The sequence below is a fragment of the Novosphingobium sp. SG720 genome (assembly GCF_012275365.1).
In the GTDB taxonomy this organism is placed as follows: domain Bacteria; phylum Pseudomonadota; class Alphaproteobacteria; order Sphingomonadales; family Sphingomonadaceae; genus Novosphingobium; species Novosphingobium rhizosphaerae.
Genome location: NZ_JAAZQN010000001.1, coordinates 1,405,099 through 1,421,013 on the forward strand (window position 1 = coordinate 1,405,099; position 15,915 = coordinate 1,421,013).

Genomic DNA, 15,915 nt, shown 5'->3' on the forward strand with positions numbered 1-15,915 from the left:
GGCGTGCGTGCGCCAGCCCGTGGCCCGGTGTGTGACAGATTTGTGAAAGGGGGATTTTTTCGCTTGAAGTTCGCCCCCTTCGGCTTATTTAGCGCTTCCTCGCTGCCCCATGGGGACTTCCAAACCGCAAGGCAGCTTTCGTTCCACGTTCCGTTTGGGGGTCCCTTGAGTTGCACATTCATCCTGATGCACGGGCTGTAGTTCGCGCCACCGCGCCTGACCAACCCGCCATTCTGAACCGCCCGCATGCAGCTGCGCGCGCCGCCCGCTTCTTTGTCGAGAAGTTTCCGGGCAAGTCGCTCTATGCTGTCAAAGCGAATCCCTCTCCAGACCTGCTGCGCATCCTCTGGGATGCCGGCGTCACGCACTATGATGTTGCCTCGATTGCCGAGGTGAAGCTGGTGCGCGCCACGCTTCCGCAAGCGACGCTGTGCTTCATGCACCCGGTCAAGGCCCCCCGCGCCATCGCGCAGGCCTATCACGAGTTCGGCGTTCGCACCTTCAGCCTCGATTCGCTCGACGAACTCGAAAAGATCCGCGAAGCCACCGATGGCGCGAGCGATCTGACGCTTTGCGTGCGCCTGCGCGTCTCGTCGGAACATTCGGAACTGAGCTTGGCCTCCAAGTTCGGCTGCGATCTGGTTGATGCGCGCGAACTGCTGCAGCAGACCCGCCAGCTGGCTGATTGCCTGGGCGTGTGCTTCCACGTGGGCAGCCAGGCGATGAGCCCGCATGCCTATGTCCTGGCCCTGGAAAAGGCCCGCGCAGCGATTGTCGATGCCGCCGTCACGGTGGACATCATCGATGTCGGCGGGGGCTTCCCCTCGGTCTATCCGGGCATGGAACCGCCCCCGCTCGAAGATTACTTCGCGCTCATCGACCGCACTTATGAATCGCTGCCGGTGTCCTACTCGGCCGAGCTGTGGTGCGAACCGGGCCGTGCGCTCTGCGCGGAATACAACTCCATCATCGTGCGCGTGGAAAAGCGTCGCGAAAACGAGCTGTTCATCAACGACGGCGCCTATGGCGCGCTGTTCGATGCGGCCCACGTCGGCTGGCGCTTCCCCGTGCGTCTGCTGCGCGAGGCGGACAACGATGCCGATAGCTCTGCCGAAGCGCAGGACTTCAGCTTCTACGGGCCGACCTGCGACGACATGGACTATATGGAAGGGCCGTTCCCGCTGCCCGGTGATGTCCGTGCCGGCGACTACATCGAGATCGGCATGCTCGGCGCCTATGGCGCGGCGATGAAGACCGCGTTCAACGGCTTCGAAGCGGTGGAAACCTACACCGTGTCGGACGAGCCGATGGCCAGCCAGTACAACGGCAGCCGCCGCGGCCAGCGCCTGAGCGACAACGTGGTGTCGCTGCGCTGAAACGAGGAAACCGGCGGACCACTTGCGTCCGCCGGTTCATCTTTTCGTCATCTGACAATCGATAGAACAGCTGCACATCCCGAGTCCAATCGGGTCGCAACCCAGAGAAAAGGCCCCGCCGATCCGATCGGCGGGGCCTTTTTCTTGGCCAGCTGCCGGGGCGCGGATGGCCCCGGCAAACGTTCGACGCGCGTGGCGGCCTGAACCGCCACGCGACACCTTGATCAGAACTTCACGCCGGCCGTGATCCGCATGTAGCGGCCCATGATGGCGTCGAAATAGCGGGTCGCGCCGCCAGTACCCAGGTAGTAGGGGAAGGGCACGCTGCGGTTGAACACGTTGTTGACGTTGAGGCGCAGGCTGAACCGATCTTGCACGTTGAAGCCGATGGCCGTGTTGAACAGCACGTAGGCGCCAATGCGGGGATACTGGTAGACCGTGTCGGGCGAGTTTACCGCAACGCGCGACGGGCCATAGTACGTGGCCTGCCACATCCAGTTGAACGTCCGCTTGGCATAGGTTGCCGAGGCGGTGAAGTTATCGGTCGGCTCGCTCACACCGCCCACCGTGTTGGTGAAGTCGCCTTCGCCGATCTGGTAGTAGTGGCGGAAGGTGTGCAAGTAGTTGAAGTCGAACATCAGCTGACCAGCCGAGGTGGGCAGGCCGAAGCGGCTAAGCGGCAGATTCCATTTGGCCGAAGTCTGCAGTGCCCGGAACACTTCCAGGCCGATGTTGTAGTTGCCTTCGGCAAAGTTGGTGACTTGGCCGTCTGCATCGCGCGTGAAGGAGTTGCAGTAAGAGCTGCTGCCCGATGCCGAGTCATAGCATGCGTTCATCAGATCGGTCAGGCTGAGCGTCGCGATCTCGTTCTTGATCTTGATGTTCACATAGTCGCTGGTGACAGTGAGGCCAGGCAGGAACGAGGGTTGCAACACACCGCCCACGGTCCAGCTGTTGGCAACTTCGTTCTGCAGCTTCGGATTGCCGCCCGAGGTACCCTGCGCGGTATAGTCAACGACGTTGGAGGTGAAGTTGGCTGGAATGCCGGCAGCGGCACAATTGGCAGCACGACGCGAAGGGTTGGGGCCCTGGTTGATGTAGCGCTTGTCGCAGGGGTCGTTGGCGGTGTCGAAAATCGACCCGACCGGTGCGAACAGTTCGGTGATCGCAGGCGCGCGGAATGAGCGGGTGTAGTTACCGCGCAAGGTCAGGTCCTTGACCGGCGCATACGTGGCGCCCCCGGTATAGGTCCAGAAACCACCGGCGATGCTGTTCTTCACGTAACGGCCGGCAGCGTTGACTTCGAGGCGATAGACTGCAGGCACGGCATTGTCGGGGGCGACGAGCGGCAGGCTGAGTTCGCCGAAGCCTTCGTTGGTGTTGTAGCTGCCCGCGACCGGGTCGATCGGAATCGAGTTCCCGTATTGCGTGCGGGTGCCATCTCCGTTGTCCTGGCCGTAATAGAACGCGCCCGGATCAAAGCTGGCGCTTTCATAACGGTGTTCGTAGCCCAGCACGAACTTGGCAAAGCCGCCCGGCAGCTTGAACAGGTCGCCCTTGATGTCGGCAATGATGTCGGACTGCTTGTTGATCTGGCGCGTGGTGGCCTGCGTCGTGATGTAGTCCAGCGCAGCCTGGCTGGCGTTGCCGTTGCCGAAGATGTTGAGCGGCGCGCACGTGGCGCTGCCCGTGGCGATCGCGGCGTTGGTATAGCCAGGACGGCAAATGATGTTGCCGCTGCCGTCGGTGGTGGCATCGATGGCGTTGAAGAAATTCTGCGTTACGATCTCGCGCGACGTGGTGCGCGAAATGGTGCGGCCGTAGGTCCCGTTGATTTCCCAGGTAAACTTGCGTTCGCCAGCCTCGATGTCGCCGGTCACGCCACCCACGAAGCGCAGCAGGTCGTTGCTGGTGCGGAACGAACCGGTCGAAAGATCGGTGTTCGCCCGCGCCATGTAGAACTTGCTGGTGTCTGCGCCTGCCGCAGCAAGGTTGCTGACGATCGTGGCACGGTCGGCGGCGCTGAGATACGGGTTGGCCGTATTGATGATCAGGTTGCCGTTCGCGTCACCGGCATCGCCAAAACCGTAGTAGTTGTAAAACGGCTGGCCGACGGTGTTGGAGGCATAGTTGCGGCTGAACCAAACTTCGCCGTTGAAGCGGATGCTGTCACTGATGTCGTAATGCGCCAGGATCGTACCCTGATAGCGTTCAGACGCGACAAGGAAGTTGCTGTAATCGCCGATGGCGAACCCGTCACCGCCCGACTGGTAGATCGCGCTGCCGGTCGCTTGGCCGTTCTTGAACGGAACGAGCTGGCCGGCCTTGTTGAAGACCAGGGTGCGGCCAAGTGCATCGGTGATGCCCGCCGCAGCCTTTTTACCCAGCACGGCGTAATAGTCATCCACCATCGGCATGCCGGTGTTGGTGAAGACGTTGTAGTGACGGCCGCGCGTGTAGAGCTGGTAGGCATAGCTGGCATCGCCGGTCGACGTGCCGAAGAACGGAGCCGAACCGCCATACGTGTTGGGCCGTTGGGCGCCGGTGATGCCGTTCTGGTGGTCGTAATAGAAGTTGGCGGTAATATTGCCGCGCCCTTCGGCGAAATTCTTGCCGGCGAGCAGCGAGACGTTGTAATCCTGCCCGTCACCATACTTCGAAAGACCATAGGAGCCGGTCGCTTCGAAGCCGTCATAGTTCTTCTTGAGCAACACGTTCACGGTGCCCGCGATGGCGTCGGAACCGTAGATCGGCGCGCCGCCGACCGAGACTACTTCAATGTGATCGACCAGGCTGGGCGCGATCTGGCCGAGATCGACCGGGCTGCCCGCCACCGCGCCGAAGATCGAGGTGCTGGCCGGGCTGACGAAGCGCATGCCATTGACGAGCGTCAGCGTCCGCTGCGAACCCAGGTTGTAGAGGTTGGCAAAGGTCTGGCCGGCACCGAAGCTGCCCTGATCACCCGCCACGCTGTTGCCCGGCACGCCAAAGCCCGGCAATTGCTGCAGCGCCTGGCCCACGTTGGTGAAACCGCGCTGTTCGATCAGTTCACTGCTCAGCGTGGCAACCGGCTGGTCGGTAATTGGCGCGCGGGTAATGCGCGAACCAGTTACGACGATTTCGGACTGATTGTCATCGGCCGGGGCGGTGGTGGCAGGGGCGGGGGCCGCTGCAGCAGCGCCGGATTGGGCGTCGGCAGACTGGGCATATGCCCCGCCAGCCATCGCCAATGGAAGGAACACCGACGCCGTTGCGGCCAATGCCCGCATGCGGCGCTGCGAAAAAGAAGTCGCGGCCATAAAGCCCCCGTTTGTTGCAAGTGCTACCAAGTTTGCGTGATGCGTATCGCAATGCAACCATTTTGCGCCAATTTGATCAAGGGTTTGCCAGGGTGTTGCGCCGATGTTACACCATGCCCCTTGGTGCAATGCTGCAGTAAGCATTCGCAACATACGGCACCGCTCGCGCGTTGCAACGCACCCATTCCGGCTCGGTTCCCACGGTCCGTCGCATGATCGATTCCGGCAATCTTTGTGACCGGATAAATGCGTTTCCTCTTGTTCATGATTTGCGAAACAACGCTCACTGAACACGGGATGAAGGGAGAACGTAGCGGCATTGTCATACTGACATGATCTGAAAACCTGTTGAACACGGTGCCAAGATCGCCGGGCTTGATTTGCCCGGAAGGTGCCTCTCGTCGTGCCTTTTGGAAAAGATCTAGAAACAATTCAGGCTGCAGGCTCTCGTGTCTGCGGCAACGCCTTTTCTTGTCCTAAATTGATGCAGGAGATTGTTGCAATGCGTCGCATTCATCGTCCGCTGGGCGCCTTGGCGTTCGCCATGATTGCCCCATGGTCCATATCCGCCGCGCAGGCCGAAACGGGCACCGCGCCCACCGTGGCCGCTACAGCGCCCTCGACGCCGGAAACCGCCACCACCAACAAGGATTGGTGGCCCAACCGGCTCGACCTGTCGCCCTTGCGCCAGAATGACGTGAAGTCGAATCCTTATGGTGCCGATTTCGATTATGCTGCGGCGTTCAAGGCGCTCGATCTGGCAGCCGTGAAGGCTGACATCGCCAAGGTGCTTACCACCTCGCAGCCTTGGTGGCCGGCCGATTATGGCAACTACGGGCCGTTCTTCATCCGCATGGCCTGGCACAGCGCCGGCACGTATCGCACGGTGGATGGGCGCGGTGGTTCGGCCGGCGGCGAGCAGCGGTTCGATCCGCAGAATTCCTGGCCCGACAACGCCAATCTCGACAAGGCGCGCCGCCTGCTCTGGCCGATCAAGCAGAAGTACGGCCGCGCCATCTCGTGGGGCGATCTCATGGTGTTGACCGGCAATGTCGCGCTGGAGCAGATGGGCTTCAAGACCCTGGGCTTTGCCGGCGGGCGCGTGGACGCCTGGGAGCCGGACATGGTGTTCTGGGGCAGCGAGAAGAAGTGGCTGGATGGCGCCAAGACGCGCATCGGTGCCAATGGGCAGCTCAAGGGCCCGCTTGCCGCCGTGCAGATGGGCCTGATCTATGTGAACCCGGAAGGGCCGGGCGGCAATCCCGATCCCATCGCGGCGGCGGCCGACATTCGCCGCGCGTTCGGCCGCATGGCAATGAACGACGAGGAAACCGTGGCCTTGATCGCGGGCGGCCACACCTTCGGCAAGGCGCATGGCGCGCACAAGCCCGAGGAATGCACCGGGCCGCAGCCCGCCGGTGGCAGCATCGAGGACCAGGGGATCGGCTGGAAGAACAAGTGCGGCAAGGGCAATGCGGAAGACACCGTGACGAGCGGCCTGGAAGGCGCCTGGTCGGCCAATCCCATCGCGTTCACCACGCAATACCTGGATAACCTGTTCCAGTTCGATTGGGTGCTCACCACCAGCCCGGCCGGCGCCAAGCAGTGGACGCCCAAGAACGCCAAGGACGTGCAGATCGTGCCCGATGCCCACGTGGCGGGCGTGACCCATGCGCCGATGATGTTCACCACCGATATCGCAGTCAAGGAAGACCCCGCGTTCCGCGCCATCGCGCTCAAATTCCGCAAGGATCCGCAGGCCTTTGCCGATGCCTTTGCCCGCGCCTGGTTCAAGCTGACCCACCGCGACATGGGGCCAAAGGCGCGCTACATCGGGCCCGACGTGCCGGCGCAGAGTTTCCTGTGGCAGGACCCGCTGCCCAAGGCGGACTATGCGACGATCGATGCCAGTGACGTGGCCACCCTCAAGGCACAGATCCTGGCGAGCGGCCTCACGCAGCGCGAACTGATCCGCGCCGCCTGGGCCTCTGCCAGCACGTTCCGCAGCACCGACATGCGCGGCGGCGCCAATGGCGCGCGCATCCGCCTGAACCCGGAAAAGAGCTGGGCGGTCAACGATCCGGCCGAACTCGACGCGGTGCTGGCCAAGCTGGGCGCGATCCAGGCGGGCTTCAACAAGAGCGCGCCGGGCGGCAAGAAAGTGAGCCTGGCCGATCTCATCGTGCTGGGCGGCAATGCTGCGGTGGAGCAGGCGGCCGCGAAGGGTGGCGTGAAGCTTGACCTGCCGTTCACGCCCGGCCGTGTCGATGCCACCCAGGCGCAGACCGATCCGGCCAGCTTTGCCGTGCTCGAACCCGTGGCCGATCCGTTCCGCAACTATTACGACGCGCCGGCCAATTGGCAGGGTCCGGCCGAAGCGATGGTGGACAAGGCCGACATGCTGGGTCTGAGCGTGCCGGAACTGACCGTGCTGGTGGGCGGCATGCGTGCGCTCGATGCCAATACCGGCCATTCGCCCAACGGCGTGCTGACGGCCAAGCCCGGCACCTTGAGCAACGATTTCTTCGTCAACCTGCTCGACATGGGCACGGCGTGGAAGAAGTCCGACAAGGCGCCCGGCCTCTATGAAGGCGCCGATCGCACCACCGGCAAGCCGCGCTGGACGGCCACGAGCGTCGATCTGATCTTCGGCTCGAACTCCGAACTGCGCGCCGTGGCCGAAGCCTATGCCATGGACGATGCCAAGGAACAGTTCGTGCGCGATTTCGGCGCCGCCTGGACCAAGGTGATGAACGCCGACCGGTTCTGATCGCGTGGGGTGGTGGAGCTTCCACCACCCCCGAACTCCGCCTCTGGAAAGGCGCGGCATTTCAGACAAGCAAAAGGCCCCCGGATTGCTGTCCGGGGGCCTTTTCCTTTTTGTCGGAAGGCGATCAGGCAGCCTGGCGTTCGGCCATTTCCAGGTCGAGCCGTTCCCAGATTTCCACCAGGGCGCGGGTCAGGTCCTGCATCATGGCTTCGGTATGGGCCGGGCCCGGGGTGAAGCGCAGGCGCTCCGTGCCGCGCGGCACGGTGGGGAAATTGATCGGCTGCACATAGACGCCGTATTCGGCCAGCAGGATGTCGGACACCTTCTTGGCGCGTACCGGATCGCCCACCATCAGCGGGACGATATGCGTGGTGCTGTTCATCACCGGCAGGCCGGCGTCGCGGAACAACTGCTTGAGCGTGGTTGCAGCAGCCTGCTGCGCCTCGCGCTCTTCGCTGGAAGCCTTGAGATGGCGGACCGAGGCGAGCACACCGGCCACCAGCACGGGCGAGAGCGACGTCGTGAAGATGAAGCCCGGCGCATAAGAGCGGATCACGTCGATGATCCGCGTGTCGGCCGCGATATAGCCACCCATCACGCCGAACGCCTTGCCCAGCGTGCCTTCGATGATGTCGATGCGGTGGGCCGCCTCGTCGCGATCGGTGATGCCGCCGCCGCGCGGGCCATACATGCCCACGGCGTGCACTTCGTCGATGTAGGTGAGGGCGTTGTACTTTTCGGCCAGGTCGCAGATGGCGTGGATCGGGGCCACGTCGCCATCCATCGAATAGACGCTTTCGAAAGCGATCAGCTTGGGCAGCGCCGGGTCGGTTTCGGCCAGGAGTTGTTCGAGGTGTTCGACGTCGTTATGACGGAACACACGCTTTTCCGCGCCGGAATTGCGGATGCCGGCAATCATGCTGGCATGGTTCAGCTCGTCGGAAAAGATCACGCAGCCCGGCAGGACCTTGGCCAGCGTGGACAGCGTGGCGTCGTTCGAGACATAGCCCGAGGTGAACAGCAGCGCGCCATCCTTGCCGTGCAGGTCGGCCAGTTCGGCTTCCAGATCGACGTGATAGTGCGTGTTGCCGCCGATGTTGCGCGTGCCGCCGGAACCGGCGCCCACGTCGTGCAGCGCTTCTTCCATGGCGGCGATGACCTTGGGGTGCTGCCCCATGGCCAGGTAATCGTTGGAGCACCACACCGTGATCGGCTTGGGGCCATTGTGGCCGGCAAAGCAGCGCGCATTGGGGTAGGCCCCCTTGTTGCGCAGGATGTCGATGAAAACGCGATAACGACCTTCGGAATGCAGGCGATCGATGGCAGCATCAAAAATCTGGTCGTAGTTCACTGCTTGCTGCTCCTTCGTTCCTGCAGCTGACCGGCTGGGCCCGGATCGCTTCGGGGTGAAGCATGGCCGGGCGGCCGCGTCTTTGTCTTATCGCAACAATTGCCTCCCAGGCGTGAAGGTCCGGGTCGGCTATTGCCACATCGTTTTGCGCACGTCCGCTCGCCTCTCTCCCAACAGGCTTTTGTCGCGGATGCGGGCCGCTTCTACTCCCCGCGACAAAGCCTTGCCAAGTGACTTTTGCGCTTTGTGTGATCGAACAGATTGCACTTTGGGCCAATATGGCAAATTGACCCACCTAGGCAGCGCGCGTTCATGCCTTGCCGGTGCGACCCAGGCCATGCGCGGCGAGAGTCGGCGCCAGGTCTGCCACGGCCTCGTCCAGCCGGGTGAACAGCGCCAGATCGGGCATGCTGCGCGCAAATTCCTGCCCTTGGGTGAGGAAGGCGATGCGCCGGGCGATGCCGTCCGAACCATCGATGAAGCGCACGCCCGGCCCAAAGGCGGTGGCCAGTTCTGCCTCCACCAGGGGAAAATGCGTGCAAGCCAGCACGACGGTGTCGATCGCTTCGCCGCCCGGCTGGTCGCGCAGCGCCTGGGCCGCCCGCGCAAACACGGCCGGATCGGCTGCGTGCCCGCGCAGCTGCGCTTCGGCCGCAGCCACGAGTTCGGGCGCGCCATGGCGCAGCAGGCGCTTGTCGGCGGCAAATTCCGCCTCCAGGCGATCGACATAGCCCTGGCGGATCGTGGCTTGCGTACCGAGCAGGCCGATCACCCCGGTCTGCGTCATTGCGGCGGCCGGCTTGATCGCCGGCACCGTGCCCACGATCGGAACTTCGAGCACTTCGCGCACAGAGGCGAGCGCGATGGTGGAGGCGGTGTTGCAGGCAATGCAGACCAGGCGTGGGCGCAGCCGCTCGGTCAATCGGCCCAGCAGGCCCGAAACCCGCGCCGCGATCTGCGCCTCGGTCTTGGTGCCATAAGGCAAGCCTGCATTGTCGGCGACATAGATCACCGGCGCTTGCGGCAGCACGCGCCGCACCTTGGCCAGCACCGAAAGCCCGCCCACGCCGGAATCGAACAGCAGGATCGGCGCATCAGCCGGAACGGAGGGAGCATCGGGGGCAGGTGCGGTCATCGCCGGGCTTATAACGAGAGTGGTGGTAAAAAGGGAGAGCGTGCCACCTTTCGATTGTGCGCAAGCCTCGCTAAGAGCGCAGGCGTGACCCATGATCTCATCCTTCCCGCCTGCATTCTGGGCTATCTGCTCGGCTCTATCCCGTTCGGCCTGATCCTCACCCGCTTGACCGGGGCGGGGGATCTGCGCGCCATCGGTTCGGGCAATATCGGCGCCACCAACGTGTTGCGCACCGGGCGCAAGGGGCTGGCAGCGGGCACGTTGCTGCTCGACCTGTTCAAGGGCAGCGTGGCGGTGTGGCTGGCCCGCGCCCTTGCGCCGGGCAGCGAAGGGCTGGTGGCGCTGGCGGCGGTGCTGGGGCACTGCTTCCCGGTGTGGCTGCGCTTCAAGGGCGGCAAGGGCGTGGCCACCACGATGGGCGTGGCGCTGGGCCTCGCTTGGCCGATCGGCCTGGCTTATGCGGTGGTTTGGCTGGGGATGCTGGCGGCGACGCGGATTTCGTCGGTTGGCGGCATGTCGGCCGCCGTAGCGGCGCCACTGGCGGCGCTCGCCACGGGCCATGCCGATTATGCCGCGGTGCTGGCGGTGATCGCGGCGCTGGTCGTGTTCCTGCACCGCGCCAATATCGGCCGCCTGCTCGCCGGCACCGAACCGCGTGTTGGTGGCAAGAAGGCCGAGGGGGAGGGCGCCGCCTGATGGCCGGCGGGGGCGAAACGGCGGTGCCGTCGCTTTCGTCCGACGAGGCGCTGGCCCGGCTGCGCCTGCTGCGCTCGCCCAACGTGGGCCCGGTTTCCTATTACCAGTTGCTGCGCCGCTTTGGCACGGCGGCCGCCGCGATCGAGGCATTGCCGGGCTTGGCGGCGCGCGGCGGTGCGCCCTATCGCCCGGCAGAAGCGCCGCGCATCGCGGCTGAAGCGGCCAAGGTGCGGGCGCTGGGCGGCCGCTATCTCTTTCACGATTCGCCGCAATATCCCGCACTGCTGGCGCAGACCGACACGCCGCCGCCGATCCTGACGATGCAGGGCGATGCAGCCTTGCTGGCCCGGCCCGCGGTCGCCTTGGTGGGCGCGCGCAATGCCTCGGCCGGGGCGATGCGCCTGGCGCGCGAATTCGGCGCGGCGCTGGCGGCGGCCGGCTTTGCCGTGGTTTCGGGCCTGGCGCGAGGGGTGGATGCGGCCGCGCACAAGGGGGCGCTGCTGCCGGGGACGGCGGCGGGCGGCGGTGGCACCATCGGGGTGATCGCGGGCGGTCTCGACAGCGTTTATCCGCCCGAAAACGCCGATCTTCAGGCGCAGATCGTGGCGCATGGCGTGCTGCTGGCGGAAATGCCGCCGGGCACCGAGCCGCAGGCGCGCCACTTTCCCCGCCGCAACCGCATCATCGCCGGGCTTTGCGCGGGCACCGTGGTGGTCGAAGCCGCGCCCAAATCCGGTTCGCTGATCACCGCGCGGCTGGCGGCAGAGGCGGGACGCGAGATCATGGCCATTCCCGGCTCGCCGCTCGATACGCGTAGCCAAGGGTGCAACCAGTTGATCCGCGAAGGCGCGATCCTGGTGCAGGGCCCCGCCGACGTGATCGAACTGGTGGAGAGCTTCACCGGTACCCCGCGCTCCACGTTCCACGAGCCGCCCGCGCCGGCGGCTTTTGATAGTGGCGCTGCGACGAACGACGACCCGGCCGATATCATTGCCCTGCTGGGCACGGCGCCGGTGCCGGTGGACGAACTGGTGCGCCTGAGCGGCGCACCGGCCGGATCGGTGCAACTGGCGCTGATCGAACTGGAACTGGCCGGGCGCCTGGTCCGCCATGCCGGAGGGCGCGTATCGCTTGCCTGAACCCTTCCTGAAAATCGGAGGCCGGAAGATCGGGGGCTTGACGCCGCCGTCCAACCGCTCCCACCCTCGTACGCACGTATACGCGTAAGGACGTTTTGCCAGTCGCCATGCAGCTTGTCATTGTAGAATCCCCGGCCAAGGCCAAGACCATCGAGAAGTACCTTGGCCCCGGCTTCAAGGTGCTGGCCTCTTACGGCCACATCCGCGACTTGCCGGTCAAGGACGGGTCCGTGCGCCCGGACGAAGACTTTGCCATGGATTGGGAGCTCTACGGCGACAAGCAATCGCGGGTGAAGGCGATCACCGACGCCGCCAAGGAGGCTGATGGCCTGATCCTGGCAACCGACCCTGATCGTGAGGGGGAGGCGATTTCCTGGCACGTGCGCGAGCTTCTGGCCAAGCGCCGCGCGCTGCCCAAGAATGTGTCGCGCGTCACGTTCAACGCCATCACCAAGCTGGCGGTGACCACGGCGATGAAGGCCCCGCGCGAGCTGGACCAGGACCTGATCGACGCCTATCTGGCGCGCCGCGCGCTGGACTATCTGTTTGGCTTCACGCTTTCGCCCGTGCTGTGGCGCAAGCTGCCAGGGGCCAAGTCTGCCGGGCGCGTGCAATCGGTGGCGCTGCGCCTGATCGTGCAGCGCGAGCGCGAGATCGAGACGTTCAAGGCGCAGGAATACTGGTCTGTTGCCGCGCGCATGGAGCATGACGGCACGCCGTTCTTGGCGCGGCTGGTCAAGTTCGATGGCAACAAGCTGGATCGCCTCTCGCTGGGCGACGAAGGCAGCGCCATGGCCGCCAAGGCCGTGGTGGAAGCGGGCAATTTCCGCGTTGAGGAAGTGGATGTGCGGCCCACGCGGCGCAATCCCTCGCCCCCGTTCACCACCTCCACCCTGCAGCAGGAAGCCGCGCGCAAGCTGGGCTTTTCGGCCAGCCACACCATGCGCGTGGCGCAGACGCTCTATGAAGCGGGCGCCATCACTTATATGCGTACCGACGGCGTGCAGATGGACCCGAGCGCCATCGACGCCGCGCGCCGGGCGATTTCCGATCGCTACAACGGCCATTTCCTGCCCGAAAAACCGCGCATTTATGAAACCAAGGCCAAGAACGCCCAGGAAGCGCACGAGGCCATCCGCCCGACCGATTTCACCCGCGACCACTATGGCAGCGGCGATGAGGCACGGCTGTACGACCTGATCTGGAAGCGCGCGCTGGCCAGCCAGATGGCATCCGCCGCGATCGAGCGCACCACGGTGACCCTGCGCGAAGGCACCGGCCGCCACGAGCTGCGCGCCACCGGCCAGGTGGTGAAGTTCCCCGGCTTCCTGGCAGTCTATGAAGAAGGGCGCGACCAGAAGCCCGATGCCGAGGATGACGACAGCAACCTGCTGCCGATCATGAACAAGGGCGATTGCCCGAAGAAGCACGGCGTCGATGCCACGCAGCACTTCACCCAGCCGCCGCCGCGCTATTCCGAAGCGAGCCTGGTCAAGCGCCTGGAAGAACTCGGCATCGGCCGGCCTTCCACTTATGCCGCCACGCTTCAGGTGCTGAAAGACCGCGCCTATGTGCGGATCGAGAAAAACCGCTTCTTTGCCGAGGAAAGCGGGCGCATGCTCACCGCGTTCCTCGAACGCTTCTTCGAGCGCTATGTCGCCTATGAATTCACCGCGGGCATGGAAGACGAGCTGGACGACGTTTCCGGCGGCCGCGCCGCGTGGAAGCAGGTGCTGGCCGAATTCTGGCGCGATTTCAAACCCAAGTCTGACGAGGTGATGGAGAAGAAGCCCAGCGAGGTGACCGCTGAGCTCGACGTCTTCCTGGAAGACTATCTCTTCCCGCCGCGTGCCGACGGGCACGATCCGCGCGAATGCCCCAAGTGCGGCAATGGCCGCCTGGCACTGCGCGGCGGCCGGTATGGCGCGTTCGTGGCGTGCTCCAACTATCCCGAGTGCAAGTTCACCCGCAAGTTCGCCCAGCCGGGCGGCGAGGGCGATGGCGGCGAGGGCGAGGATGCCGCGCTGGGCAAGGACCCCGAAACCGGGTTGGAAGTGACCCGGCGCACCGGGCGCTTTGGCCCCTATATCCAGCTTGGCGAGGGCAAGGAGGCCAAGCGCGCCTCCATCCCCAAGGACATTCCCGAACTCGACCTGGAATGGGCGCTCAAGCTGCTCAACCTGCCGCGCGAAGTGGGCGTGCACCCGGAAAGCGGCAAGCCGATCACCGCCTCGATTGGGCGCTATGGCCCCTATCTGGCGCACGATGGCAAGTATGCCCGCCTCAAGTCGACGGCAGAGGTGTTCGACACCGGCATGAACGCGGCGGTGGTGCGCCTGGCCGAGGCGGCCAGCGGCGCCGGCGCGCGGGGTTCGCGCGCGGCGGCCGAACCGCTCAAGACCTTTGGCCCGCACCCGACTTCGGGCGGGGAAATCAAGCTGATGGCCGGGCGCTATGGCCCCTATGTCACCGATGGCACGACCAACGCCACGCTGCCGCGCGACAAGCAGCCCGAAAGCCTGACGCCCGCCGAAGCGATCGCCCTGATCGACGAGCGCGCGGCAAAGGGGCCGGCCAAGGGCAAGAAGGCGCCGGCGAAAAAGGCAGCGCCCAAGAAGGCCGCTGCCGCGAAGAAGGAACCGGCGGCCAAGAAGGCGCCTGCTGCCAAGAAAGCGCCGGCCAAGAAGAAGGCCGCAGCGGAATGATCATGCGGTTGGCAGGCCTGCTGGTTTCAGCCGGCCTGCCAACCGATCAGCGCGGGCGGTAGAGGCCGTAGCGCTCGTTCCCCAATGTCATTTCGGCAAAGCGCACATAGTCGCGGGCCAGGGCCTGGTTCATGATCGTGCGCGTTTGCCTATTGGGCAGGTAAAGGTCTTCCTCGCTGGCTTCGGAAACCTGCACCACATCCGGGCGCGCGGCCATGATCCGCGCGACTTCGGTGGCCGGATCGGCACCGACCGCCGGAGCTTCGGTCCAGGTGTTGAGATGGTTGGGAAAGGCAAAGCGCGTGGGGATGCAGGCATCCACCCCGCGATACAGCGCCGGCGCGCCGTCGAACTGGAAATAGCAGCCGCCGTGCACATTGGCGCGCAGCAAGGCGATGGCGCGATGGTATTGGTCTGCCGTGCCATGGTTCTCCACCGCGCCAGCCATCACCACCAGGCCGCCGATCGCGCTGGCCAGCAGCAGGAACCGCCCGCTCCAGCGTGCCTGCCACGGCTTGCCGCCGCGCACCGCTGCCGCCAGCGACGGGGCCGCCAAGACGGCCAGCGGTGCGAGCAGGGGCCCGGCATAGTGATCGTACCAGGTGCCGAACGCGAGGAAGCCGAGCACTGCTGCCCCGGCCCAGCAGCCCAGCACGCGGCGCGCGCGCGACCGGATAAGATCGCCCCGCGCCGCACGGCGCAAGGGATCGAACGCGATGGCCAGCGCAAAGGGCGATAGCCCCGCCGAAAGCTTGAGCAGCCGGCGCCAACTGGGGGCGCCATCGGGCAGGCGTTCGAGCACGGAGGTGAAATTGGCGAACACGAAGGCGTGGGCCTGCCCCTGCAGGGCATAGGCAGCGAAAGCCGCCAGCGTCGGCGCGAGCGCAAGGCCGCACCACAGCAGCGCCGCGCCGGCCAGCCGGGGCAGGGGCCAACGTGCGTGCCAACCGCGGGCCAGCAGCAACACCCCCAGCGCCACGCCTTCGAACACCGCCGCATACTTGATCTGCAGGGCCAGGCCGATCAGCGTCATCGCCACGCCGCCCAGACGGAGCAGCGCCGCCGTGTCTTCCTGCTGCCAGCTGCGCAGCACCAGCAGGGCCGCCAGCGCGACCAGCGGGTTGTAGAACACCGGCGACTGCCCCAGGGCGCAGTTGAATGCCGGCATCGCGCAGACATAGACCATCCCGGCGAGCCAAGCCCCGCGTGGCGGTGCCAGTTCCAGCGCCAGCCGCCTGACCACCAGCGCCGCGGCCGCGGTGCTGGCAATGCCCGCCAATTGATAGGCGATCACCGGATCGCCTGGCAGCGCGTGGAACAGGCGATAGAGCGCAAACAGGCCCAGCGGCTTGCGGTCCCAGATGTCGATGAACGGCACGGCCCCATGCGCCCATCGATCGGCCACGAGGAGATAGAACTCTTCGTCAACGTGAACTAGCGGATT

9 protein-coding genes are annotated in these 15,915 nt (G+C 65.1%); 5 read left to right on the plus strand and 4 right to left on the minus strand.

Features of this window, described 5'->3' with window-relative positions; all coding sequences use genetic code 11:
* Window positions 1-170 precede the first annotated feature (170 nt).
* Window positions 171-1,376 (plus strand): type III PLP-dependent enzyme, encoded by a 1,206-nt coding sequence (locus FHW94_RS06350; protein WP_168554845.1) that lies wholly within the window; start codon window positions 171-173, stop codon window positions 1,374-1,376.
* Window positions 1,377-1,600: 224 nt separating this feature from the next.
* On the opposite strand, the gene FHW94_RS06355 is transcribed toward FHW94_RS06350, so the two are convergent.
* Entirely contained in the window at window positions 1,601-4,675 is a 3,075-nt protein-coding gene (locus FHW94_RS06355) for a TonB-dependent receptor (protein WP_246865903.1), read from the minus strand.
* 502 nt (window positions 4,676-5,177) lie between these two features.
* On the opposite strand from FHW94_RS06355, the gene katG reads away from it, so the two are divergent.
* The gene (gene katG / locus FHW94_RS06360) at window positions 5,178-7,445 is read left to right on the plus strand and encodes a catalase/peroxidase HPI (RefSeq protein WP_168554846.1); all 2,268 of its coding nucleotides are present in this window, start codon (window positions 5,178-5,180) and stop codon (window positions 7,443-7,445) included.
* A 124-nt stretch (window positions 7,446-7,569) separates the two neighbouring features.
* On the opposite strand, the gene hemA is transcribed toward katG, so the two are convergent.
* Together hemA and murI are read right to left on the minus strand one after the other, a co-directional pair.
* Window positions 7,570-8,796: a 5-aminolevulinate synthase gene (gene hemA, locus FHW94_RS06365; RefSeq protein WP_168554847.1), complete on the minus strand. Its 1,227-nt coding sequence runs from the start codon at window positions 8,794-8,796 to the stop codon at window positions 7,570-7,572.
* A 310-nt stretch (window positions 8,797-9,106) separates the two neighbouring features.
* Window positions 9,107-9,931 (minus strand): glutamate racemase, encoded by an 825-nt coding sequence (gene murI, locus FHW94_RS06370; protein WP_168554848.1) that lies wholly within the window; start codon window positions 9,929-9,931, stop codon window positions 9,107-9,109.
* 84 nt (window positions 9,932-10,015) lie between these two features.
* Between murI and plsY the strand changes: the two genes are divergently transcribed.
* The 3 genes from plsY (at window position 10,016) to topA (ending at window position 14,471) form a co-directional block, all read left to right on the plus strand.
* Window positions 10,016-10,627 (plus strand): glycerol-3-phosphate 1-O-acyltransferase PlsY, encoded by a 612-nt coding sequence (gene plsY, locus FHW94_RS06375; protein ID WP_349237448.1) that lies wholly within the window; start codon window positions 10,016-10,018, stop codon window positions 10,625-10,627.
* Window positions 10,627-11,766, plus strand: coding sequence for a DNA-processing protein DprA (gene dprA / locus FHW94_RS06380; protein ID WP_168554849.1), 1,140 nt, complete (start codon window positions 10,627-10,629; stop codon window positions 11,764-11,766). Before plsY ends, dprA begins: the two co-directional genes overlap by 1 nt.
* Window positions 11,767-11,873: 107 nt before the next feature.
* A complete protein-coding gene (gene topA, locus FHW94_RS06385) occupies window positions 11,874-14,471 on the plus strand; it encodes a type I DNA topoisomerase (RefSeq protein ID WP_168554850.1) in 2,598 nt (865 codons plus the stop codon).
* A 46-nt stretch (window positions 14,472-14,517) separates the two neighbouring features.
* On the opposite strand, the gene FHW94_RS06390 is transcribed toward topA, so the two are convergent.
* On the minus strand, window positions 14,518-15,876 hold the full coding sequence (locus FHW94_RS06390) for a glycosyltransferase family 39 protein (protein WP_349237449.1): 1,359 nt from the start codon (window positions 15,874-15,876) through the stop codon (window positions 14,518-14,520).
* Between the last annotated feature and the right edge of the window lie 39 nt (window positions 15,877-15,915).